Below are 21,130 nucleotides of genomic sequence, written 5' to 3'. Positions count from 1 at the left end.
GCCACCCTGCAGCGACCCCGAGGCCGCAGAGAGGACGACGGATGGCAGTGACCGCGACAGAGCGCCGCGCGATGGATCGCGCGCTCGCCCTCGCGACCCGTGGCCCCCGCGGAGTCAATCCGCAGGTGGGCGCCGTGCTCCTCTCCCCCGACGGCGAGGTGCTGGCCGAGGGCTGGCACCGGGGCTCCGGCACTCCGCACGCCGAGGTCGACGCGCTGTCGAAGCTCACCCCCGGCGCCGCACGCGGCGCGACCGCGGTCGTCACCCTCGAACCGTGCAACCACACCGGTCGCACCGGTCCGTGCGCGCTCGCGCTCATCGAGGCCGGGGTGGCCCGGGTCGTCTACGCCCTCGACGACCCGGGTGACGTCTCCGGCGGCGGCGCAGAGCGGCTGCGCGCCGCGGGCGTCGGCGTCGAGTCCGGCGAACGGGCCGCGGAGGCACGCGCGCTGATCGGCGACTGGCTCTTCGCGGCGCGACGCGGCCGTCCGCACGTCACCGTCAAGTGGGCGCAGAGCCTCGACGGCAGGGCCGCGGCGGACGACGGCACCAGCCAGTGGATCACCGGGCCCGAGGCGCGTGCCGACGTGCACCGGCGACGCGCCGCGGCCGACGCCATCGCGGTCGGCACCGGCACCGTGCTCGCCGACGACCCCGCGCTCACCGCCCGCGCCGGCGACGAGCTCCTGCCGCATCAGCCCGTCCCGGTCGTGATCGGCGCGCGACCCACCCCTGCGGATGCGGCGGTGCACCGTCATCCGCACACGCCGTTGTTCTTCGACACGCACGACCTGTCGGCGGTCCTCGCTGCGCTGCACGAGCGCGGCATCCAGACGCTGTTCGTGGAGGGCGGCCCGACGCTCGCCAGCGCGTTCCTCGCCGCCGGGCTCGCGGACCGTGTGCTCGCCTATGTCGCCCCGGTCCTCCTGGGCGGGAGCCGCCTGGCCGTGACCGACATCGGCGTCCGCTCGATCGACCAGGCGCGCCGCCTCGTCGTGGACGAATGGCTGCCGTTGGGCGCAGACCTGCTCGCGATCGCGCATCCTGCGGACGCGGACGACCCGGACCACGCGGGCCCGGAGAAGGAGGGAAGCCTCTGATGTTCACCGGAATCATCGAGGAGATCGGCGTGATCACCGCCATCGCCGAGTCGGGCGACGGCTGGCGGCTCACCGTCCGCGCCCCGAAGGCGGCCGCCGACGCCGTGCACGGGGAGTCGATCGCGGTCTCCGGCGTCTGTCTGACCGTCGTCGGCTCCACCGCCGAGACCTTCGACGCCGACGTCATGAAGCAGACGCTCGACGTCGCGGCCCTCGGTACGGCGAGCGTCGGGACCAGGGTCAACATCGAGAAGGCGATGCCCGTCGGCGCACGGCTCGGCGGGCACATCGTGCAGGGCCACGTCGACGGGACCGGTGTCGTGCTCGAGGTGCGCCCGGGCGCGCAGTGGAGCGTGCTCCGCATCAGCCTTCCGGACGACCTCGCGCCGCTCGTCGTCGACAAGGGCTCCATCTCGGTCGACGGCACCTCGCTGACGGTGAGTGCGGTGAGCCCGCCGGACCCTTCGACAGGCTCAGGGACCCAGGACGGCTCGGGGGCCCGGGGCGGGCACTGGTTCGAAGTTTCGCTCATCCCGGAGACCCTGGCGGCGACCACCCTCGGCACCCGCGCGGTCGGCGACCGCGTGAACCTCGAGACCGACATCCTCGCGCGGCACGTCGAGCGCCTGCTCGCGTTCCGCGCCGCACCGGAAGGGGGCTCGCGATGAGCCTGGCAACCATCCCCGAGGCCCTGGAGGCGCTGCGCGCCGGCCGGCCCGTGCTCGTGGCCGACGACGAGAACCGCGAGAACGAGGGGGACGTCGTCCTCTCCGCCGAGCTCGCCACCCCCGAATGGGTGGCGTGGACGGTGCGCTGGTCGTCCGGCTTCATCTGCGCGCCGATGCCCACCGACCTCGCGGACAGCCTCAACCTCCCGCCGATGGTCGCGGCCAGTGAAGACGCCCGCTCCACCGCCTACACCGTGAGCGTCGACGCCGCGGAAGGAGTGACGACGGGGATCAGCGCGAGCGACCGCGCGCACACCCTCAACGTCCTGGCCGATCCGTCCTCGACGGCGACGAGCATCATCCGCCCCGGCCACGTGCTGCCGCTCCGGGCCGTCGACGGCGGTGTGCGCGAGCGCAGCGGTCACACGGAGGCCGCGGTCGAGCTCATGAAGCTCGCCGGCCTCCGGCCGGTCGGCGCGATCGCGGAGGTCGTCGCCGAGGATGGCAGCATGATGCGGCTTCCCGGGCTTCTCGAACTGGGCGCCCGCGACGGCGTGCCGGTCATCACGATCGAGCAGCTGATCGCGCACCTCAACGAGATCGACCCGGACGGAGCGACACCGGCCGCCCAGCGTGGACGCCGTGTGAGCCTCCGTGCCGACGCCACCGTGCCCACCGACCACGGCACGTTCCGCTTCCTCGCCTACAAGGACCGCGTCACCGGCACCGACCACATCGCGGTCGTGTCGGGCGAGCCGACCGAGACCGCCCTCGTGCGCGTGCACTCCGAGTGCCTGACCGGCGAGGCGTTCGGCTCCCAGAAATGCGAGTGCGGGCCGCAGCTGGACGCCGCGCTGGACGCGATCGACCGCGAGGGCGGGATCGTCATCTACATGCGGGGGCACGAGGGACGCGGCATCGGGCTCATCAACAAGCTGCGGGCCTACAGCCTGCAGGAGGACGGCCTGGACACCGTCGACGCGAACCTGGCGCTGGGGCTCCCCGCGGACGCCCGCGACTACGCCGCGGCGGCCGGGATCCTCACCGACCTGGGCGTCTCGAAGGTCCGGCTGCTCACCAACAACACCGACAAGGTGAACAAGCTGCGCGAGCTCGGCCTCGACGTCGTCGAGCAGGTGCCGCTGATCGTGGGCGTGGGCCCGAACAACCACCAGTACCTGGAGACCAAGCGCGACCGCATGGGCCACATCATCGGCGAAGCAGAGCTCGCCGAGGCCCTCGCGGCAGGAAAGGACGAGGAATGAGCGGCGCCGGAGCACCGAAGACGGGGAACATCGACGGGCGGGGGCTGGAGGTCGTCGTGATCGCCGGCACCTGGCACGAGGTGATCTCGAACGGCCTGATCGCCGGCGCCCAGCGGGTGCTCGACGAGGCGGGGGCGACGTATCGCCTGGTGCGAGTGCCCGGTTCGTTCGAGCTCGCCGTGGCCGCACAGGCCGCCTTCGCCGGCGGTGCGGACGCGGTGGTCGCCCTCGGGGTCATCATCCGTGGCGGCACGCCGCACTTCGAATACGTCTCGGCGGCGGCGACCGACGGCCTCACCCGCGTCTCCCTCGATGCCGGCAAGCCCGTCGGGTTCGGGCTCCTCACGCTCGACGACGAGAAGCAGGGGCTGGACCGCGCGGGCCTGGAGGGCTCGAAGGAGGACAAGGGCGCGGAGGCCGCGGATGCCGCGCTGCGCACCGCCCTCGTGATCCGCGAGCTGCGCGGCTGACCCCCTCCGCCTCGCGCCCCATCGCGGGCGCGAGGTCAGGCGTGCCTTGGTGGCGCGGAACGCCGCGCTCTCGTACGGTGAGGGCATGGAGACCCTGCGCCACATCGTGCTCTTCGTCCACCTCATCGGCTTCGCCGTGCTCTTCGGGGCCTGGGCGGCGCAGGCGTTCGGTGGCAAGCGGGTGTTCACGCGTCTGATGACCATCGGCATGACGATCGCCGCGGTCGCCGGCCTCGCCCTCGCCGCCCCGTGGGGCCTTCCCGAGGGCGTCGAGATGAACTACGCCAAGATCGGCACGAAGCTCGTCATCCTCCTCGCGATCGGCGCCCTGCTCGGGATCGGGACGGCGCGCCAGAAGCGCGACCAGGTGGTGCCGCCCGCGGTCTTCTGGCTCGTGGGCATCCTCACCGCGGTCAACGCGGCCATCGCCGCGATCTGGCGCTGAGGCGCGGATCAGCGGAGGCCGCGCTCCCAGAGTGCGGCTGACTGCTCCCCGACCTCGGCCGTGCGGATGCGCTGGCCGTTGCGTCCCCCGCGGGCGAACGTGGCCGTGACGCCCGGCGGGACATCGGAAGGCGCCACCGGGCGCGACGACCAGGTGCAGTCGCGCACATGCACGAGGTCTGCCGCCACCGCCGCCGGATCGTCGTCGTAGCGCCACGGCCCCGTCAGCGTCCCGAGCCAGAAGTACCCGTCGACGTCCCGCGTCCAGACGAGGGTTCCCGTCGGAAGCGCCGCGAAGCGCTCCAGCCGCCGCGCCGCCCGCTCGCCATGACGGGCGTCGACGGCCGCGAGCGCCGTGGTCAGTGAGCGAGGCGGGCTGTCGAGCCGCCCGCCCATGCCGCACACACCTCCGGCGAGCGCGCGCTCGACGGCGCCCCCCGGGGCGACGGCGTCGTCGCGGGAGCGCATCGGTGCCCGGTAGGCGATCGGCCCGTCGGCTCCGTCTTCGGTCATCGGAGCGGCACCAGGGTCGCCTCGACATCGCGCCCGTCGACCACGACGCGCATCATCGTGTGCACCGGCTGCCGGCGCCGGTCGGTGGGAGAGCCCGGGTTGAGCAGCCGCAGCCCGTTCGGTGTCACGGTGTCCCACGGGATGTGCGAGTGTCCGAAGACCAGCAGGTCGGAGTCCGGGAAGGCGAGATCCATCCGCTTCTCCCGCCCCGTCGCGGCGCCCGTCTCGTGGATGACGGCGACGGCGGTGTCCTCCACGGTGAACCGCGCGATCTCAGGCAGCACCCGGCGGATCTCGGGCCCGTCGTTGTTGCCGTGCACGCCGTGGAGCACGCGCGCGCGGGCCTGGAGCAGCTCGACGGTGGCGAGATCGACCCAGTCCCCCGCGTGCACGACGACGTCGGCCTCGTCGATCGCCTGGAGCACCGCGTCCGGCAACCGCTTCGCCCGCTTCGGGACGTGCGTGTCGGCGAGGAGCAGCATCCGCGTGGTCATGGTCCTCCTCCGGCCGGCCTCCCCCGACTCTACGCGGGGGCACCGACGCGCTCGCCCCCCTCCCGTCATCAACGTCCAGCGAACTCCCAGGAAGGCGTAGACTCGCCCGAGTCCGCTGGTATACCGGCGGAGGATCGGAGACCCCTTGAGCACCGCCACCACCCCCGCGAACCCCCGCTCGCGCGTCATCACCGCGAGCCTCGTCGGCACCACCATCGAGTTCTACGACTTCTACGTCTATGCGACGGCAGCCGTGCTCGTCTTCCCCACACTCTTCTTCCCGAGCACGAACGACACCGCGTCGCTGCTGTCGTCGTTCGCCGTCTTCGGTGCGGCGATGGTCGCCCGCCCGATCGGCGCCGTCGTCTTCGGGCACTTCGGTGACAAGTTCGGGCGCAAGGCGACCCTCGTCGCATCGCTCCTCACCATGGGTATCGCGACGTTCGTGATCGGTCTCCTGCCCACCTTCCAGCAGATCGGCTGGGTCGCCCCGCTGCTCCTGCTGATCCTCCGTCTCGCCCAGGGCTTCGCGCTGGGCGGCGAGTGGTCGGGCGCGGCGCTGGTGGCCACCGAGAACGCCCCGAAGGGCAAGCGCGCCTGGTACGGCTCGTTCCCGCAGCTCGGCGCGCCGCTCGGGTTCATCATCGCGAACGGCATCTTCCTCGCCATCAACTTTGCGCTCCCCCACCCGGAGGACCCGGCGCTGAAGTCGGAGGCCTTCCTCTCCTGGGGCTGGCGTGTGCCGTTCCTGTTCTCCGCCGTCATGGTCATCATCGGCCTGTGGGTGCGGCTCCGGCTCGTCGAGTCGGACACGTTCAAGAAGGCGGAGAAGACCGGCGCCATCCGCAAGCTCCCGCTCGCGACCGTGTTCCGGCACCACTGGAAGCAGCTCATCCTCGGCACGTTCATCATGCTGGCGACGTACGTGCTGTTCTACCTGATGACGAACTTCACGCTCACCTACGGCACGAAGGCCGCCGACCTGGAGACCGCCTCGGCCGCCGCCCGTGCTGCCGCGGAAGCCACCGGAAAGGACTTCGACCCGAGCGCGTTCGCGGCGCAGTTCTACCCGGGCCTCGGCTTCGGCTACACGGACTTCGTGCTCATGCAGATCATCGGCGTCGTGTTCTTCGGCATCTTCACGCTGCTGTCCGGGCCGATCGCCGACGCCATCGGGCGCCGCAAGCTGCTGCTGTGGGTCACCGGACTCATCGTCGTCTTCGGCCTGTCGTTCAACATCTTCCTGCTCCCGCAGGCGGACCCGAAGTTCACCGGCGCTCTCACTCAGGCCTTCCTCGTGTTCGGCTTCATGCTCATGGGCACGACGTTCGGCCCGATGGGCGCCCTCCTGCCGGAGCTCTTCCCGACGAACGTTCGCTACTCCGGCTCGGCGATCGCATACAACGTGTCGTCGATCCTCGGTGCGGCCGTGGCGCCGTTCATCGCGGTGGCCCTGTGGGCGGCCGTCGGCGGCGAGCCCTGGCTCGTGGGACTGTACCTCTCGTCGATGGCGGTGCTGACCTTCATCGCACTCATCTTCACCCCGGAGACGAAGGACCACGACTACGAGGACGACCTCGGTCTCGCCTCCGCCGTCGAGCTCTAGGCCGACCGAACGACAGGAACGGCTGCACTCCCTCGGGGGTGCAGCCGTTCCTGTCTTCCTGGCCAGACGCTCACAGCACCACGACGTCGCAGTACCGGGCCGCCGTCTTCGCCAGCCGGCGATCGGCCGTGAGCAGAGGGACGTCGAGGGCCTCCGCGAGCGCGACATAACCGGCGTCGTACGCGGAGACGTCATCGCGCAGCGACCAGATCCGCGGGATGAGCCGACGCAGCGGATGGCGGGTGATCTGCAGCGCTCCGAACGCGTCGAGAGCCTCACGAGCAGCATGCGCCGGCATCGAGGACCGCATCGTGAGGCGTCGGAGCACGGAGAGGACCTCGATATCGAGACCCGCGTGCGCATGGAACCCCTCGCCGTGCGTCCAGACCTCCTCGCCGAGCAGGGCCTCGATCGCCGCTGAGGCATCGAGCACGACCGCCTCGGACGTCCCGCTCACTCGCGCTCGTCCCGTTCGCGATCACGGGCGGCGAGGATGCCCTCGCGCGTCAGGGAGACGCCGGCCGCGCGCGCCCGTGCCCGCGACGCCTCGAGGACCTCGGCATTGCTGCGGTACCGGACGAGGTCTTCCAGCTCGCGCGCGACGTAGTCCGACAGGCTCATGCGTTCCGCCGCGGCACGCTCTTTGAGCCGGGCGTGAACCTCATCGGGCAGGTTCCTCACTTGCAGCATGCGAGCCATCCTGCCAGCATCGCATGCGCTCCACATGCGGGCAAGGCCGTGCTGTGGACAACGTGCTCGTCAACACTTCTTGACACCAGCCGGCCGCGTCAACGAATATTGACGCGAAGGAGGTCCCCATGTCTCAACCGACCACCGTCGCCGCTGCCGAGGGCGGCGAACCCCTCGCCGAGCTCCACCGCCTGGCCGCGCTGCGCAAGGAGCTCGCGCGCGCCGAAGAGGCGCAGGTCCGCCGCGCCCGCACGAGCGGCTACTCGTGGCAGGCGATCGCGAGTGCCCTCGGCGTCACCAAGCAGGCGGCACATCGGCGCTTCGGTCGCACCTGAGCCCATACAGCCGCCCCATAGGAAACGACCGTCCCCCGAGTACGGTCGAAGTACCATCTCCAGATCGAGGTCCCCCATGTCCCGCACGGCGACAGCACGCCGACGCGGACGGGGCGCACCGGCCGACGGGCCCCGCGCCACCTTCCGCCAGCTCCTCCCCTTCCTCTTCGAGCACAAGCGCACCCTCGTCGTCGTCGCCGTCCTCAGCGTGTTCGGCGCCGCGACCTCGCTCGTGCAACCCCTCCTCGTCGGCCAGGTCATCGAAGCCGTGCAATCCGACGGCACGATCGGCGTGCTCGTGTGGCTGCTCGTCGGCTTCGTGATCGTGTCGTCGATCATCTCCGGCTTCCAGCACTATCTGCTGCAGCGCACCGGCACCGCGGTCGTGTACTCCAGCCGCCGCAAGCTCATCGCCCGCATCCTGCACCTGCCGACGTCCGAGTTCGACGCCCGGCGCACCGGCGACCTCGTCTCGCGCGTCGGGACCGACACGACGCTCCTCTACGCCGTCCTCACGCAGGGGCTCGCCGACGCGGTCGGCAACGTCGTGCTCTTCGCGGGGGCGCTCATCGCGATGCTGCTCATCGACCCGGTGCTGCTGCTGCTCATCGTCGTGGTGATCGGCGTCTCCGTCGTGGTCGTCGTCGCCCTCAGCGGCCGGATCCGCACGGCGTCCACCGCCCAGCAGGAGAAGGTCGGCGAGCTGGCCTCGGGCGTCGAGCGGGCCGTCGGCTCCATCCGCACCATCCGAGCCTCCGGCGCGACCGAGCGGGAGACCGCGGCGGTGACGGAGCGGGCCTCCGAGGCGTACGGCATCGGCGTGCGGATCGCGAAGATCTCCTCGCTCGTGGTGCCGGTCGCCGGCATCGCCCTCCAGCTCTCCCTGCTCGTCGTGCTCGGCGTGGGCGGCTTCCGCGTCGCCGCCGGAGCCATCTCGATCGCGGCCCTCATCTCGTTCGTGATGTTCCTCTTCCTGCTGGTGATGCCGCTCGCCTCGACCTTCGGCGCGATCACCTCCGTCAACCAGGCCCTCGGCGCGCTCGGCCGCATCCAGGAGGTGCTCGACCTGCCCACCGAGACCCAGGACGACGCGGCCACCGCCGCCGCCCTCCCCCGTGACGAGGAGCCCGGTGCGGACGCCCCGGTCCTGGAGTTCCGCGACGTGCGCTTCCGCTACCCGGAGAACGTCGTCGCCGCCCGCCGCGCCGCCGCGAGGGAGGCACAGACCCTGCTCGCCGACGCGCACCTGGAGCAGGCCGAGGCCGCCGCCGACCTCCAGGACCACGAGGTGCTCCGCGGGGTGTCCTTCGCGGTCCCCCGGGGGGCACGGGTGGCATTGGTCGGCCCCAGCGGGGCGGGGAAGAGCACCATCCTCTCCCTCATCGAGCGCTTCTACGACCCCACGGGCGGCTCCATCCGTCTGAAGGGACACGACACCCGCACCTACGCGCGCGACGAGCTCCGCGCCCACTTCGGCTACGTCGAGCAGGACGCCCCGACTCTCGCCGGCACCCTCGCCGAGAACCTGCGGCTCGCCTCCCCCGACGCCACCGATGCGGACTGCGAGCGCGTGCTCCGCGCCGTGAACCTCGGCGACGTGCTGGAGCGGAACCCCCTCGGGGTCGATGCTCCGGTCGGCGAGGACGGCGTGATGCTCTCCGGCGGCGAACGGCAGCGGCTCGCGATCGCCCGGGCGCTCCTCACCGACGCCCCGATCCTCCTGCTGGACGAGTCGACCTCGTCGCTCGACGGCGTGAACGAGCAGCGCATGCGCGAGGCCATCGACGCGGTCGCCACCGACCGCACGCTCGTCGTGATCGCGCACCGTCTGTCCACCGTCGTCGACAGCGACCTCATCGTGGTGCTGCAGGACGGCGTGGTCGTCGGACAGGGCACGCACGCCGAGCTCGTGGAGTCGACCCCGCTCTACCGCGACCTCGCCCGCCACCAGCTCCTCGCCTGACTCCCCCCTCCCCCCCTCTGTCCACCGCCGAGACCCCGCGTTTCCGTCGAGACCCCGCCTTCCGCACGTGTGCGGGGCGGGGTCTCGACGCGAAACCGGGGTCTCGGCGGAAGTGGGTGCCACGAAGGCGGGGCGTCGGAGACCACTCAGCCATGGGTTCGTCTCTGATGCCCCGCCTTCGCGGGTCTGTCTCGACCCGGAGGCCGAGGGTGCCGGCTCCCCCGAACCGGCACCGGTCTGGGGGCTACGCCTTCGCGAGGCGGTAGCGCAGCGAAGCGAGCTCGGTGCGCAGCGCCGCCGGAACGCGGTCGCCGAAGGTGTCGTAGAACTCCTCCGTGAGGTCGGCCTCGGCCTTCCACGCCTCGGGGTCGACCGAGAAGAGCTCGTCGAGGTCTTCCGCGGGGATGTCGAGCCCGTCGAGGTTGAGGTCCTCCACGCGCGGCAGGCGTCCGATGGGGCTGTCCACCGCCGGCACGTCACCGGCCACGCGGCGGATGATCCAGTCGACGACGCGGGAGTTGTCGCCGAAGCCGGGCCAGAGGAACCGGCCGTCCGCTCCGCGACGGAACCAGTTCACCTGGAAGATGCGCGGTGCACGGTCGAAGCGCAGGCCGCGGCCGACCTTCAGCCAGTGACCGAAGTAGTCGGCCATGTTGTAGCCGCAGAACGGCAGCATCGCGAAGGGGTCGCGGCGCAGCTCGCCGACCGTGCCCTCGGCGGCCGCCGTGCGCTCGGAGGAGATGTTCGAGCCGAGGAACACGCCGTGGGTCCAGTCGGTGGCCTCGACCACGAGCGGTACGTTGCTCGCGCGGCGTCCGCCGAACAGGATGACATCGAGCGGCACGGCCTCCTCCCAGTCCTCGGAGATCTGCGGGCACTGGGCCGCCGACACCGTGAAACGCGAGTTGGGGTGCGCCGCGGGACGACCGGAGTCGGGCGTCCAGTCGTTGCCCTCCCAGTCGATGAGGTTCGCGGGCGCCTCGTCGGTCAGCCCCTCCCACCACACGTCGCCGTCGGGGCGGAGCGCGACGTTGGTGAAGATCGTGTTGCCCCACAGCGTCTCGACCGCGGTGACGTTGGTCGACTCACCCGTGCCGGGCGCGACGCCGAAGAAGCCGGCCTCCGGGTTGATCGCCCAGAGTCGTCCGTCCTCGCCGGGACGGATCCAGGCGATGTCGTCGCCGAGGGTCTCGACCTTCCAGCCCGGGATCGTCGGACGCAGCATCGCGAGGTTGGTCTTGCCACACGCCGACGGGAACGCGGCGGCCACGTGGTACGCCTTGCCCTGCGGGTCGATCACGCGGATGAGGAGCATGTGCTCGGCGAGCCAGCCCTCGTCCCGGGCGATCACCGACGCGATGCGCAGCGCGAAGCACTTCTTCGCGAGGATCGCATTGCCGCCGTAGCCCGAGCCGTACGAGTAGACCTCGAGCGTCTCCGGGAAGTGCACGATGTACTTGTCGTCATTGCAGGGCCACTCGACGTCCGGCTCGCCCGCCTCCAGCGGAGCGCCGACGGAGTGCACGGTCTTGACCCAGGGCGCGCCCTCGGCGATCTGGCGGGTGACCTCGTCGCCCACGCGGGTCATGATGCCGATCGACGCGACGGCGTAGGCGCTGTCGGTGATCTGCACGCCGATGTGCGACAGGGGGCCGCCGACGCGACCCATCGAGAACGGCACGACGTACATCGTGCGGCCGCGCATCGAGCCCTCGAAGATCTCGTCCATCTTCGCGTGCATCTCGGCGGGGTCGGCCCAGTTGTTGGTGGGGCCGGCGTCCTCCTCGCGCTCCGAGGCGATGAAGGTGCGCGCCTCGGTGCGGGCGACGTCGCTGGGGTGCGAGCGCGCCAGGTACGAGCCGGGACGCCACTCGGGGTTCAGCTTGATGAGCTTGCCCTCGTCGACGAGTCCGCGCAGCAGCCAGTCGTTCTCGGCACGCGAGCCGTCCACCCAGTGCACGGCGTCCGGCTGCGTGAGCGCGCGGATCTCCTCGACCCAGGCGGCGAGCTCCGCCATCGCAGGGGTGTCGTAGGAGGGGGCGGTGCCGAACGTGCGCGTCGGGGCGACAGGGGACGTGCGAGGGGTGAGAACTTCGGCCATGGCCATGACTGCTCCTTCGAAGTGTGGGGCGTTGCTTCCATCTTCTTCGCCCTCGGTGCGGACTTTCGGCCAAATCGAACGATAAGAATCACACTTCTTTCGCTAGACTCAAACTATGGCGTCCTCCGGCATCCACCTCACGACCCTCGGCCACCGCATCCGGCACCGCCGCCTGGAGAAGGGCTACACGCTCGACGAGCTCGGAGCCCTCGTCGGGGTCGCCGGCTCCCAGCTCAGCCTTATCGAGAACGGCAAGCGCGAGCCCAAGCTGTCGCTCCTCCAGGCGATCGCGCAGGCCACCGGCACGGAGGTGACCGATCTCATCTCCGGCGAGCCGCCGAACCGCCGCGCGGCCCTGGAGATCGAGCTGGAGCGGGCGCAGGAGAGTCCGGTGTTCCGTCAGCTCGGGGTCTCGCCCGTCCGCGTCACGAAGGGCATGAGCGACGAGACCATCGAGTCCATCCTCGGGCTGCACCGCGAGCTGCAGCGGCGGGAGCGCGAGGCCATCGCGACCCCGGAGGAGGCCCGTCGCGCCAACACGGAGCTGCGCCTGCGGATGCGCGCGCAGAACAACTACCTGCCGGACATCGAGAAGCTCGCGGAGAAGCAGCTCAAGGCGGCCGGCCATTCGCAGGGCGCCCTGACCCACCGCACCGTGAGCATCATGGCTGAGAAGCTCGGCTTCGAGCTCATCTACGTCAACGATCTGCCGCACTCGACGCGCTCGGTCACCGACCTCGAGAACGGCCGCATCTACCTGCCCCCGGCGTCCATCCCCGGCGGACACGGCCTGCGGTCCATGGCGCTGCAGGCCATGGCGCACCGCCTGCTCGGGCACACGCCGCCGACCGACTACGCAGACTTCCTGCAGCAGCGCCTGGAGATCAACTACTTCGCCGCATGCTGCCTGATGCCGGAGACCGCCGCGGTGGCCTTCCTGCAGCAGGCGAAGAAGGACCGCAACCTCGCGGTGGAGGACTTCCGCGACGGTTTCGGCGTGACGCACGAGGCCGCCGGCATGCGCATGACGAACCTGCTCACGCAGCACCTCGGCATGTCGCTGCACTTCCTGCGCGTCGACTCGACCGGGGCCATCACGCGCGTCTACGAGAACGACGACCTGCCGCTGCCGATGGACGTGACGGGGGCCGTGGAGGGGCAGCGGGTGTGCCGGAAGTTCCAGGCCCGTTCCGCCTTCACGGAGCAGAACCGCACCGTCGAGCACCACCAGTACACCGACACCCCGTCCGGCACGTTCTGGTGCTCCACGCAGACCGGGTCGTCGAGCGAGGGCGAGTTCTCCGTCACGGTCGGCGTGCCGTTCGACGACGCCCGGTGGTGGCGGGGACGCGAGACGAACGACAGGGCCGTGTCGACCTGCCCCGACGAGGCATGCTGCCGTCGTCCGTCGCCCGAGCTCACGGAGCGCTGGAAGGGCCGGGCCTGGCCGAGCGCCCGCGTGCACACCCACATGTTTTCGCCGCTCCCCCGCGGCATGTTCCCCGGCGTGGACGACAACGAGGTCTACAACTTCCTCGGTCGCCACGCGAGTGAGTGATTAAGCTATATTCAATTCACTCTTTGCTGATCCTCGAGGGAGCCCCGTGACCGAGCAGACCCCTGCCGCAGACACCGCCGACGCTGAGACCTTCACCTCTCGACGCCACCGCGTCACCGCCGGCGGACAGACCCTCGACTACACGGCGGGCGCAGGCACGGTCATCGTGCGCGACGATGAACACCGCCCGCTCGCCAGCGTCTTCTACACGTCGTACGTCGCGGACCGCGCCGAGGATGCTCCCCCGCGGCCGGTCACCTTCCTGTTCAACGGCGGCCCCGGATCGGCCAGCCTGTGGCTCAACATCGGCGGCTTCGGCCCGAAGCGCACACCGACGAACACGCCGAAGGCCACGCCGCCGGCCCCCTACCTCTCCGGCGACAACCCGCACACCCTGCTCACGGCTTCGGACCTCGTCTTCATCGACGCACCCGGCACCGGGTACTCGCGGCTGATCGGCGACACGACTCCCGCGCAGGTGTGGGGCGTCGACCAGGACGTCGACGCCTTCGCCAAGGCCATCACCCGCTGGCTCACGATCACCAACAACTGGAACGCGCCGCGCTTCCTGTTCGGCGAGTCGTACGGCACCACGCGCGCCGCCTCCCTGGTGCATCGCCTGCAAAACCAGGGGCTCGACTTCAACGGCGTCGTGCTGCTGTCCACCGTGCTCAACTGGGGCGAGAGCAACCTCGGAGGCCCGCGCGAGTACATCAACCTGCTCCCCTCCTTCGCGGCGACCGCCTGGTACCACGGCAAGGCCCGCACGGCGCACACCGCGCTCGAGCCCTTCCTCGCCGAGGCGCGTGAGTTCGCTCAGGGCCCGTTCGCCATCGCCCTGCTGCGCGGAGACCTGCTGCCCGTCGAGGAGGAGGACGCGATCGCCGAGCGCATGAGCGCGCTCGTCGGACTCGATGTCGACATGCTGAAGAAGAACCACTTCCGCGTCGGCATGGAGCAGTACCGCTACGCGTTGCTCGCCGACGAGGGCCGTGTCATCGGCCGCTTCGACACCCGGTTCACGGCAGACCACCAGTACGTGGTGGGTGGAGGATCGCACGACCCCGCGACCGACGACGCCGCCACCGCCGGCGTCAACAGCGCACATCTGTCGACATACCGCATGCACCTGGTCGACGACATTGGCTACACGAGCGACCTACACTACCGGCACCTGCACAACATGCCGATCTCACGCGCCTGGGACTGGAAGCACAAGGCACCGGGCGTCGATGCGCCACAGCTCGTGCCCGATGTCTCGCTCGACCTCTCCGCCGCTGTGCGCCGCAACCCCAACCTGCAGGTCTTCGTGATGGGCGGCTACTACGACCTCGCGACACCGTTCTTCGGTCCCGAGGTCGACGTGGCCCACCTGTACCTGGCGCCGTCGCTGCGCGAGAACATCCGCTTCGCGTTCTACGAGTCCGGTCACATGACGTTCGTCGACGAGGCGGCGGTCGTGCGGATGAAGGAAGATCTCGACGCGTTCTACCGCGACGCGACCGCGCGCTGATGCCGAGCAGGGAGGCCACGGGCCGCATCGGAGACCTCGACTACACGGTACGTCTCGAAGAGCTGCCGCTGCGTCGCTCAGGCGGCACGGCTCAGGGCACGCTGTCGGCGTTCAGCTACACGGTCGACGCGCCGGGTCGCCCCGTGCTCTTCCTCACCAACGGCGGCCCCGGCGTCTCATCGATGTACCTGCACCTGAGCGGCATCGGCCCCTGGCGTGCGCGGATCCCGGTCGGTCCCGGCGACGACGGCCTGCCGCCCTACGGCATCCAGGAGAGTCGGTCGACGATCCTCGATGCCGCCGACCTCGTGTTCCTCGATGCCCCGGGAACCGGCTTCGGCGTCTTCGCCGAAGGTGCCGACCGCTCCGCCTTCCGCACCGTGGAGGGCGATGCGGACGCGGTCGCCGCCGCCATCGGCGACTGGCGTGACAGACACGGTCGTTGGGACGCCCCGACGTTCTTCCTCGGCGAGAGCTACGGGACGTTGCGGGCGGCGTTCCTCGCGACGAACCCGCACGGCATGGACACCGCGCCGCTCAGCGGCATCGCGCTGCTGGGGCAGGCAGTGAACATCCAGGAGACGCAGGACCGTCCAGGGAACATCGTGGGCGCACTCGCCAACCTCCCCTTCAAGGCCGCCGTCGCCTGGTACCACGGCGTCGGATCGCGCGAGCACCCATCGGTCGAAGACGCCATCGCGGCGGCCCTGGACTTCGCACGCGGTGACTTGGCCGCAGCCATGCTGCAGGGCGATGAGCTGCCCACCGCCGAACGCGCCGCGGTCGCCGCGCGACTGTCCGCCATGATCGGGATCCCGGCGGACGAACTCATGCGCGACCGGTTGTGGATCGGCAAGAGCGACTTCCGCGCGCGGCTGCTACCCGGCGAAGTGCTCGGTGTCACCGACAGCCGCTACCGTGCACCCGCGGCGGACCGCCGGCTCGGTGAACTCGACGCCGACCCCGCCGACGTGGCTCTGTCGCCGCGCTATGTCACCGGACTCGCCCGTCTGCTGCGCGAGGCGTTCGGCGACGCCCCGGAGGAACTCTACCGGTTCGTCGACCCCGACGCCGGCCGCGACTGGGACTGGCAGGAACAGGGCGGCGCCGCGTTCCCGACCTACGGGCGGCCATCGCCGTTCCATACCTACCCGTACCCGGCACGGCTGTCGCGGTGGATGAAGCAGAACGCACAGGCGCGGCTGTTCATCGGCACAGGGGTCTACGACGCCCTGACGACCGTCGGCGCGGCCGACCATCTGCTGCGGCACTTCGACCTGCCGCGCGCGCGCACCCGCTCCCACGCGTACCGCGCCGGGCACATGATGTACAGCGACCCCGAGGTCTCAGCGCAGCTGAACGCCGACCTGCGAGCGTTCCTGACGGGCTGAGAGCTCGGCCCGGCGCACCGATCCAGAATGCCGTGCCTCGGCCTGCGTCCGGCGAGGCTCAGGCGGCGAGACGACCGAGGGCGAAGGCCGCGAGAGCCGCCGCCTGATCCGCCAGCACCGTGTCGTCGAACACGACCGTGGGCGAATGGTTCGGCGACGCGGTCTCGAGGTCCATCCCGACGGGTGTCGCCCGCAGGAACAGGAAGGCGCCGGGCACCTGCTCGAGCACGTAGGAGAAGTCCTCCGAGCCCATCACAGGGTGCGCGGTCTCCCAGACCCTCTCCTCGCCGAAGAGCGCCACGAGAGTCGTGCGCACGTGCTCGACGGCCTTCGCGTCGTTCACGGTCGGCGCGCACAGCACCGTCATGTCGACCTCGGCGGTGCAGCCGTGTGCGTCGGCGATCTGCCGCGCGAGCGCGGGGATCTCGGACTGCACGCGGGCGCTGTTCTCGTGCGAGAGCACGCGGACGGACGCGACGAGCGTCGCGGTGTCTGAGATGATGTTGCGCGCGGGCCCTCCCGCATGCAGCTGCGTCACGCTGAGCACCACGGGGTCGAACACGTCGAAGCGTCGCGTGACGAACGACTGCAGCGCCGTGACAAGCTCGGCGGCGACCGGGATGGGGTCACGCGTCAGATGCGGCGCCGAGGCGTGTCCCCCCGCGCCGGTGACCGTGATCTCCACCTCGATCGCGCCTGCCATCAGGGGGCCCGGCCGGGTGGAGAACACTCCGAACTCGCCGGGAACCACGTGGATGCCGAACGCCGCGACCGGTCGGGAGCCGGTCGCATCGAGGAGCCCCTCGGCGAGCATCCGGGTGGCGCCGTCGCCGAGCTCCTCGCCGGGCTGGAACATCAGCAGCACGTCGCCGTGCAGCTCGTGCCTGCGCGCCGCAAGCAGCTGCGCGGCACCGACGAGCCCTGCCACGTGCAGGTCGTGGCCGCACGCGTGCATCCGCTCTCCCGTCGCGGCATAGTCGAGGCCGGTGTCCTCTGCGAGTGGCAACGCGTCCATGTCGGCGCGCAGCAACACGGTCGGGCCGGAATGGGTGCCGCGGATCACGGCCGCGATCGAGCTCAGGCCGGCGCCGAGGGTAACCTCCGCACCCAGCGGCTCCAGCGCGTCGAGGATGCGCCGCTGCGTGCGCGGCAGCTCGAGCCCGAGCTCAGGGTCGGCGTGGATCGCACGACGCAGGTCGACCAGCCCGGGAAGCAGGGCGCGCGCATCATCGAGCAGATCGGTCCGGGCGTCGAGCAGGGTCATCAGGATCCGATCGTGTGCAGGAGGTGGTCGGTGCCGGCGTTCTGGATGCGCGGGATCGCAGCCACGAGCGCCTGCGTGTAGGCATGCTGAGGGTTCGAGACGATCTCGTCGGCGCCGCCGTGCTCGACGATCCGGCCCTTGCGCATCACGGCCGTCGTGTCGGCGATGTAGCGCACAGCGGCGAGGTTGTGCGTGATGAACAGCACCGACAGCTCCAGCTCGCGCTGCAGGTCGCGCACGAGATTCAACACCGCGCCTTGCACCGAGGCGTCCAGCGCCGAGGTGATCTCGTCGGCGATGATGAGTCGTGGCTTCACCGCGAGACAGCGCGCGATCGCGACGCGCTGCCGCATGCCGCCGGACAGCTGAGACGGATACTGATCGACCGTGCCCGGTTTCAGGCGCACGAGCCGCAGCAGCTCTTTCACGCTTTCGGCGCGCGCCTTCGCGCCACCGCTGCCGTGCAGCGCGAGGGCCTCGTCGAGAGTGGCGCCGATGGTCATGCGCGGGTTCAGCGACGAGTACGGGTCCTGGAAGATCATCTGCACATCGCGCGCGCGGGCGAGTCGGCGCCGCCCGGTCGCCGGACGCAGCTCTTCGCCGTCGAGCAGCAGACGTCCAGCCGTGGCGGGCTGGAGGCCGGCGATCACACGCGCGATGGTGGACTTGCCTGAGCCGGACTCCCCCACCAGCCCGACGATGCTGCCGTGCGGCACCGTGAGCGACACGCCGTCCACGGCGTTGAACGACGAGTCACCGTGCCCGAAGGTCACCACCAGATCGTCGACGACGAGCTCTGCCATCAGCGCACCTCCTGCGTCGTCTGCGATCCGGTGAGCACGACCGGCTCCCCGAGGATGCCTTCGATCGGCATGCCGTCCTGCGGATGCCAGCACGCCACTCGGCCGCCGTGACCATGGGCAACCGGCTCCGGAGTGACCATGCGGCACTGCTCTGTCGCGAACGGGCAGCGCGGCGCGAACCCGCAGCCCACGAGCCGCAGCGAGAGATCCGGCGGTTCACCCGGGATCGTCGCGAGAGGCTGGGTGCGGTCGGTGTCCAGATCGGGCAACGACTCGGCGAGCGCGCGCGTGTACGGGTGCGCCAGCTTCTCGGGTGTGGCGAGCAGACGCACATCGACGTCCTCCACGATCCGGCCCGCGTACATCACCAGGATGCGCTGGCACAACTCGGCGAGCACGGCGATGTCGTGCGACACCACGATCGCTGCCGCCCCGGTCTCCTCGCACTCGCGGCGGAGAAGGGCGAGCACGCGCTGCTGGACGGTGACGTCGAGTGCCGTGGTCGGCTCGTCGGCGATGATGAGTCGCGGCTTGCCGATCTGCGACATCGCGATGAGGGCGCGCTGGCGCATTCCACCCGAGTACTCGTGCGGGAACTGCCGTGCGCGGCGTTCGGGTTCGTCGATCGCGACGTCCGTGAGTGCCGCGACGGCCTTGTCGTGCGCACCGCCTCGCGAGTCTTTGGCGTGGAAGCGCGGGATCTCAGCGAGCTGCGTGCCGACGCGGAGCGCGGGGTTGAGGGCCGTGAGGGAGTCTTGGAAGACGACACCGATCTTCGTGCCGAGCCGCTTCTTCATGACCGCGGGCGGCAGCTCGAGCACGGCGTCTCCGTCGAAGCGCAGTTCCTGCGCAGTGACGGCGGCACCCGCGGCCGACAGCTGCGCGACCGCCATCAGCGCGACGGATTTTCCGCTGCCGGACTCGCCGACCACTCCCACGATCTCCCCTGGTGCGACCGAGAACGACACGTCCTGCACGGGACGCACCCATCCGGTCGGTGACGGGAACGAGACCGAAAGACCGTCGACCACGAGCAGGGCGTCGTCTTCGGCCGCGCGCTCGCGGGCTTCGACGCGCGGAGGCGCGCCGAGCTTGCGGCGGGAGAGCACGCTCCCCTTGCCGTGGCTGCGCAGGTGCGCGGCGAGCGACTCGCCCAGCGTGCCGAACGCGACGCCCGCGAACACGACCGCGACACCGGGACCCACGACGGCGGTCGGGTTGGTGTAGACCTGGTCGAATGCCTCGCTGAGCATGCGCCCCCAGTCGTAATCCGGTGGCTGCACGCCGACGCCGAGGAAGCTGAGGCTCGATAGGGCGAGCAGGCCGCCGCCGATCGACAGCGTCACGTTGACGATGATGGGCTCGGCGATGTTCGGCAGAACGTAGCGGGTGAACTGCCGCCCGCGCGAGACGCCCATCATGCGGGCCGCCGCCAGGTACTCCGACCCTCCGACGCGCGAGGACAGCGTCTGCGCGAGGCGGGCGAAGGACGGCACCATCGTGAGGCCGAGCGCGATCACGGCAGAGGACGAGCTCGGACCGAGCAAGATCACGGTCAGCATTGCCACCAGCAGCACCGGGAACGCCAGCCATGTGCTGATGACGGAGCTGAAGAGGCGCTGCACCCGCGGCCCGAGCACCGACGGGAGGGCACCGAGCAGCAGACCGAACACGAGGCCGATGACGGTGGCGATCAGCGCCATCCCCAGCGACAGCCGTGCGGCGACGAGCGTGCGGAGCAGGAGGTCGCGCCCAAGGCCGTCGGTGCCGAGCGGGTGCGCGGCGCTGGGTCCCTGCAGCAACGCCGACGTGTCGGTCTGGTTCGCCTGCGTACCCCAGATCTCCGGGGCGAACAGCGCGAGGAACACCAGCACGAGCACCATGAAGGCGCTGATCGCGCCGAGCGGGTTGCGCAGGAAGGTGAGGATCGAGCGCATCAGGTCGTCTCCAGGAGGGTGGTGCGCCGGTCGAGGAGCGACAGCACGATGTCGACCGCGAGGGTGATGACGAGGATGATGGCCGCGTACACGAGCGCGAGGCCCTGCACGATGCCGTAGTCCTTCGTGGCGATGGCGTCGACGAAAGCCGAGCCGAGACCCGGCCAGTTGAACACCTTCTCCACGAGCACGCTGGAGGCGACCATGGTCGACAGCAGCGTGCCGCCGATCGTCAGCGTGGCGGTGAGCATGTTGGGCAGCGCGTGGCGGAAGTACACCCACGATGCGGGGATGCGCTTGGAACGGGCCGTGCGCACGTAGTCGTCGGACAGGGTATTCAGCGCCTCGACGCGGGCGATGCGCGACAGCGACGCCCACGAGGCGACCGTCATGGCCAGCACGGGCAGCACGTACGACGCGGGGCCCGAGCGTCCGGCCACGGGGAACCAGTGCAGCCCCACCGCGAAGATCACGACGAGTGCCACGCCCAGGAGGTACTCCGGGATCGCGGCGATCACGCCGGTGATGCCGGTGAACGTCACCTCAACGCCGCGGCGTCGGTTGCCCTGCGTGAGGATCGCGATGCCGAGGCCCACCGGCACGGCCACCAGCAGCACGATCACGAACGAGATGCCGGCGAGCTCCAGGGTGGCCGGGAGCCGTTTCTGCACGAGCTCCGACACCGACCGTCCAGTGATGAGGGACGAGCCCAGATCACCCTGGAGGATGCCGGTGAGATAGTTCCAGAACTGCACGATCAGCGGGTCGTTGAGACCCAGCTGATCGCGCCGGGCCTGGACCACGGCCTCGTCGGCCGTCGCGCCGAGTGCGGCGCGCACGGGGTCGCCGCCGGATGCCCTGAGCACGAAGAACGCGACCGCGATGATCACGAACATCGCCACCAGCATGCGCAGCGCGCGGCGGAGGAGGAATCTCAGCCAGGGGTTGCCGTGGCGGCGCTTCCGAAGAAACACCGCCACGGTGTCCGTCCTGGCGGACGCGTGATCCAGCATGC

The 21,130-nt window shown here is 70.6% G+C and carries 20 protein-coding genes; 11 read left to right on the top strand and 9 right to left on the bottom strand.

Annotation, left to right across the window (positions count from 1 at the left end; all coding sequences use genetic code 11):
* Positions 1–41 precede the first annotated feature (41 nt).
* From ribD to ACFU8V_RS07265, 5 genes are all read left to right on the top strand, one after another.
* Positions 42–1,100 carry a bifunctional diaminohydroxyphosphoribosylaminopyrimidine deaminase/5-amino-6-(5-phosphoribosylamino)uracil reductase RibD gene (ribD, locus tag ACFU8V_RS07285; protein WP_085606687.1) on the top strand — a complete coding sequence of 353 codons (1,059 nt, stop codon included), beginning with the start codon at positions 42–44 and terminating at the stop codon, positions 1,098–1,100.
* A complete protein-coding gene (locus ACFU8V_RS07280; RefSeq protein ID WP_085606689.1) occupies positions 1,100–1,768 on the top strand; it encodes a riboflavin synthase in 669 nt (222 codons plus the stop codon). The genes ribD and ACFU8V_RS07280 overlap by 1 nt, the downstream gene beginning before the upstream one ends.
* Positions 1,765–3,033 carry a GTP cyclohydrolase II gene (gene ribA, locus ACFU8V_RS07275; protein WP_025103904.1) on the top strand — a complete coding sequence of 423 codons (1,269 nt, stop codon included), beginning with the start codon at positions 1,765–1,767 and terminating at the stop codon, positions 3,031–3,033. The genes ACFU8V_RS07280 and ribA overlap by 4 nt, the downstream gene beginning before the upstream one ends.
* Positions 3,030–3,503, top strand: coding sequence for a 6,7-dimethyl-8-ribityllumazine synthase (ribH, locus tag ACFU8V_RS07270; protein WP_062633494.1), 474 nt, complete (start codon positions 3,030–3,032; stop codon positions 3,501–3,503). The genes ribA and ribH overlap by 4 nt, the downstream gene beginning before the upstream one ends.
* An 85-nt stretch (positions 3,504–3,588) precedes the next feature.
* Positions 3,589–3,948, top strand: a complete 360-nt coding sequence (locus tag ACFU8V_RS07265) for a hypothetical protein (protein WP_025103902.1) — start codon at positions 3,589–3,591, stop codon at positions 3,946–3,948.
* Positions 3,949–3,956: 8 nt separating this feature from the next.
* Here ACFU8V_RS07265 and ACFU8V_RS07260 read toward each other — a convergent pair whose 3' ends face one another.
* Together ACFU8V_RS07260 and ACFU8V_RS07255 are read right to left on the bottom strand one after the other, a co-directional pair.
* Positions 3,957–4,460, bottom strand: a complete 504-nt coding sequence (locus ACFU8V_RS07260; RefSeq protein ID WP_126894492.1) for a GAF domain-containing protein — start codon at positions 4,458–4,460, stop codon at positions 3,957–3,959.
* Positions 4,457–4,954 (bottom strand): metallophosphoesterase, encoded by a 498-nt coding sequence (locus ACFU8V_RS07255; protein ID WP_126894493.1) that lies wholly within the window; start codon positions 4,952–4,954, stop codon positions 4,457–4,459. The genes ACFU8V_RS07260 and ACFU8V_RS07255 overlap by 4 nt, the downstream gene beginning before the upstream one ends.
* Before the next feature lie 145 nt (positions 4,955–5,099).
* Here ACFU8V_RS07255 and ACFU8V_RS07250 point away from each other — a divergent pair, with 145 nt between their 5' ends.
* Positions 5,100–6,560: an MFS transporter gene (locus ACFU8V_RS07250; RefSeq protein ID WP_060923458.1), complete on the top strand. Its 1,461-nt coding sequence runs from the start codon at positions 5,100–5,102 to the stop codon at positions 6,558–6,560.
* Between the two features lie 70 nt (positions 6,561–6,630).
* On the opposite strand, the gene ACFU8V_RS07245 is transcribed toward ACFU8V_RS07250, so the two are convergent.
* Positions 6,631–7,017 carry a type II toxin-antitoxin system VapC family toxin gene (locus ACFU8V_RS07245; protein WP_126894494.1) on the bottom strand — a complete coding sequence of 129 codons (387 nt, stop codon included), beginning with the start codon at positions 7,015–7,017 and terminating at the stop codon, positions 6,631–6,633.
* Complete coding sequence (locus tag ACFU8V_RS07240) at positions 7,014–7,259, bottom strand: hypothetical protein (protein ID WP_126894495.1); 246 nt, start codon at positions 7,257–7,259, stop codon at positions 7,014–7,016. The genes ACFU8V_RS07245 and ACFU8V_RS07240 overlap by 4 nt, the downstream gene beginning before the upstream one ends.
* Before the next feature lie 119 nt (positions 7,260–7,378).
* On the opposite strand from ACFU8V_RS07240, the gene ACFU8V_RS07235 reads away from it, so the two are divergent.
* Together ACFU8V_RS07235 and ACFU8V_RS07230 are read left to right on the top strand one after the other, a co-directional pair.
* Positions 7,379–7,585 (top strand): hypothetical protein, encoded by a 207-nt coding sequence (locus ACFU8V_RS07235; protein WP_025103896.1) that lies wholly within the window; start codon positions 7,379–7,381, stop codon positions 7,583–7,585.
* A 76-nt stretch (positions 7,586–7,661) separates the two neighbouring features.
* A complete protein-coding gene (locus ACFU8V_RS07230; protein ID WP_126894496.1) occupies positions 7,662–9,548 on the top strand; it encodes an ABC transporter ATP-binding protein in 1,887 nt (628 codons plus the stop codon).
* A 244-nt stretch (positions 9,549–9,792) separates the two neighbouring features.
* Here ACFU8V_RS07230 and ACFU8V_RS07225 read toward each other — a convergent pair whose 3' ends face one another.
* Complete coding sequence (locus ACFU8V_RS07225; protein ID WP_025103894.1) at positions 9,793–11,655, bottom strand: phosphoenolpyruvate carboxykinase (GTP); 1,863 nt, start codon at positions 11,653–11,655, stop codon at positions 9,793–9,795.
* Between the two features lie 109 nt (positions 11,656–11,764).
* Between ACFU8V_RS07225 and ACFU8V_RS07220 the strand changes: the two genes are divergently transcribed.
* Genes ACFU8V_RS07220 through ACFU8V_RS07210 form a run of 3 tightly spaced genes read left to right on the top strand, consistent with a single transcriptional unit; the run spans position 11,765 to position 16,111 of the window.
* On the top strand, positions 11,765–13,207 hold the full coding sequence (locus tag ACFU8V_RS07220) for an XRE family transcriptional regulator (RefSeq protein ID WP_025103893.1): 1,443 nt from the start codon (positions 11,765–11,767) through the stop codon (positions 13,205–13,207).
* A 46-nt stretch (positions 13,208–13,253) separates the two neighbouring features.
* Complete coding sequence (locus tag ACFU8V_RS07215) at positions 13,254–14,720, top strand: S10 family peptidase (RefSeq protein WP_378870091.1); 1,467 nt, start codon at positions 13,254–13,256, stop codon at positions 14,718–14,720.
* Positions 14,720–16,111, top strand: coding sequence for a hypothetical protein (locus ACFU8V_RS07210; protein WP_378870088.1), 1,392 nt, complete (start codon positions 14,720–14,722; stop codon positions 16,109–16,111). The genes ACFU8V_RS07215 and ACFU8V_RS07210 overlap by 1 nt, the downstream gene beginning before the upstream one ends.
* 58 nt (positions 16,112–16,169) lie before the next feature.
* Here the strand turns inward: ACFU8V_RS07210 and ACFU8V_RS07205 are convergent, their stop codons facing one another.
* The 4 genes from ACFU8V_RS07205 to ACFU8V_RS07190 are packed head-to-tail and all read right to left on the bottom strand — an operon-like array spanning position 16,170 to position 21,128.
* A complete protein-coding gene (locus tag ACFU8V_RS07205) occupies positions 16,170–17,375 on the bottom strand; it encodes a M20 family metallopeptidase (RefSeq protein WP_378870085.1) in 1,206 nt (401 codons plus the stop codon).
* Positions 17,375–18,178, bottom strand: a complete 804-nt coding sequence (locus ACFU8V_RS07200; protein WP_378870082.1) for an ABC transporter ATP-binding protein — start codon at positions 18,176–18,178, stop codon at positions 17,375–17,377. Before ACFU8V_RS07200 ends, ACFU8V_RS07205 begins: the two co-directional genes overlap by 1 nt.
* On the bottom strand, positions 18,178–20,115 hold the full coding sequence (locus ACFU8V_RS07195) for a dipeptide/oligopeptide/nickel ABC transporter permease/ATP-binding protein (RefSeq protein WP_378870079.1): 1,938 nt from the start codon (positions 20,113–20,115) through the stop codon (positions 18,178–18,180). The genes ACFU8V_RS07200 and ACFU8V_RS07195 overlap by 1 nt, the downstream gene beginning before the upstream one ends.
* Positions 20,115–21,128: an ABC transporter permease gene (locus ACFU8V_RS07190; RefSeq protein ID WP_378870076.1), complete on the bottom strand. Its 1,014-nt coding sequence runs from the start codon at positions 21,126–21,128 to the stop codon at positions 20,115–20,117. The genes ACFU8V_RS07195 and ACFU8V_RS07190 overlap by 1 nt, the downstream gene beginning before the upstream one ends.
* Between the last annotated feature and the right edge of the window lie 2 nt (positions 21,129–21,130).

This window comes from Microbacterium sp. NPDC057658 (genome assembly GCF_042799975.1).
Taxonomy (GTDB): Bacteria; Actinomycetota; Actinomycetes; order Actinomycetales; family Microbacteriaceae; genus Microbacterium.
The sequence above is the reverse complement of the archived record's forward strand: the minus strand, read 5'-3'. Positions and strand labels throughout refer to the sequence as shown.

What these genes read in the sequence shown, in the direction of transcription:
- ribD (WP_085606687.1), top strand. Translation starts at nt 42, where the DNA reads ATGGCAGTGACCGCGACAGAGCGCCGCGCGATGGATCGCGCGCTCGCC.
- ACFU8V_RS07280 (WP_085606689.1), top strand. Translation starts at nt 1,100, where the DNA reads ATGTTCACCGGAATCATCGAGGAGATCGGCGTGATCACCGCCATCGCC.
- ribA (WP_025103904.1), top strand. Translation starts at nt 1,765, where the DNA reads ATGAGCCTGGCAACCATCCCCGAGGCCCTGGAGGCGCTGCGCGCCGGC.
- ribH (WP_062633494.1), top strand. Translation starts at nt 3,030, where the DNA reads ATGAGCGGCGCCGGAGCACCGAAGACGGGGAACATCGACGGGCGGGGG.
- ACFU8V_RS07265 (WP_025103902.1), top strand. Translation starts at nt 3,589, where the DNA reads ATGGAGACCCTGCGCCACATCGTGCTCTTCGTCCACCTCATCGGCTTC.
- ACFU8V_RS07260 (WP_126894492.1), bottom strand. Translation starts at nt 4,460, where the DNA reads ATGACCGAAGACGGAGCCGACGGGCCGATCGCCTACCGGGCACCGATG.
- ACFU8V_RS07255 (WP_126894493.1), bottom strand. Translation starts at nt 4,954, where the DNA reads ATGACCACGCGGATGCTGCTCCTCGCCGACACGCACGTCCCGAAGCGG.
- ACFU8V_RS07240 (WP_126894495.1), bottom strand. Translation starts at nt 7,259, where the DNA reads ATGGCTCGCATGCTGCAAGTGAGGAACCTGCCCGATGAGGTTCACGCC.
- ACFU8V_RS07235 (WP_025103896.1), top strand. Translation starts at nt 7,379, where the DNA reads ATGTCTCAACCGACCACCGTCGCCGCTGCCGAGGGCGGCGAACCCCTC.
- ACFU8V_RS07230 (WP_126894496.1), top strand. Translation starts at nt 7,662, where the DNA reads ATGTCCCGCACGGCGACAGCACGCCGACGCGGACGGGGCGCACCGGCC.
- ACFU8V_RS07225 (WP_025103894.1), bottom strand. Translation starts at nt 11,655, where the DNA reads ATGGCCATGGCCGAAGTTCTCACCCCTCGCACGTCCCCTGTCGCCCCG.
- ACFU8V_RS07220 (WP_025103893.1), top strand. Translation starts at nt 11,765, where the DNA reads ATGGCGTCCTCCGGCATCCACCTCACGACCCTCGGCCACCGCATCCGG.
- ACFU8V_RS07210 (WP_378870088.1), top strand. Translation starts at nt 14,720, where the DNA reads ATGCCGAGCAGGGAGGCCACGGGCCGCATCGGAGACCTCGACTACACG.
- ACFU8V_RS07205 (WP_378870085.1), bottom strand. Translation starts at nt 17,375, where the DNA reads ATGACCCTGCTCGACGCCCGGACCGATCTGCTCGATGATGCGCGCGCC.
- ACFU8V_RS07200 (WP_378870082.1), bottom strand. Translation starts at nt 18,178, where the DNA reads ATGGCAGAGCTCGTCGTCGACGATCTGGTGGTGACCTTCGGGCACGGT.
- ACFU8V_RS07195 (WP_378870079.1), bottom strand. Translation starts at nt 20,115, where the DNA reads ATGCGCTCGATCCTCACCTTCCTGCGCAACCCGCTCGGCGCGATCAGC.
- ACFU8V_RS07190 (WP_378870076.1), bottom strand. Translation starts at nt 21,128, where the DNA reads ATGCTGGATCACGCGTCCGCCAGGACGGACACCGTGGCGGTGTTTCTT.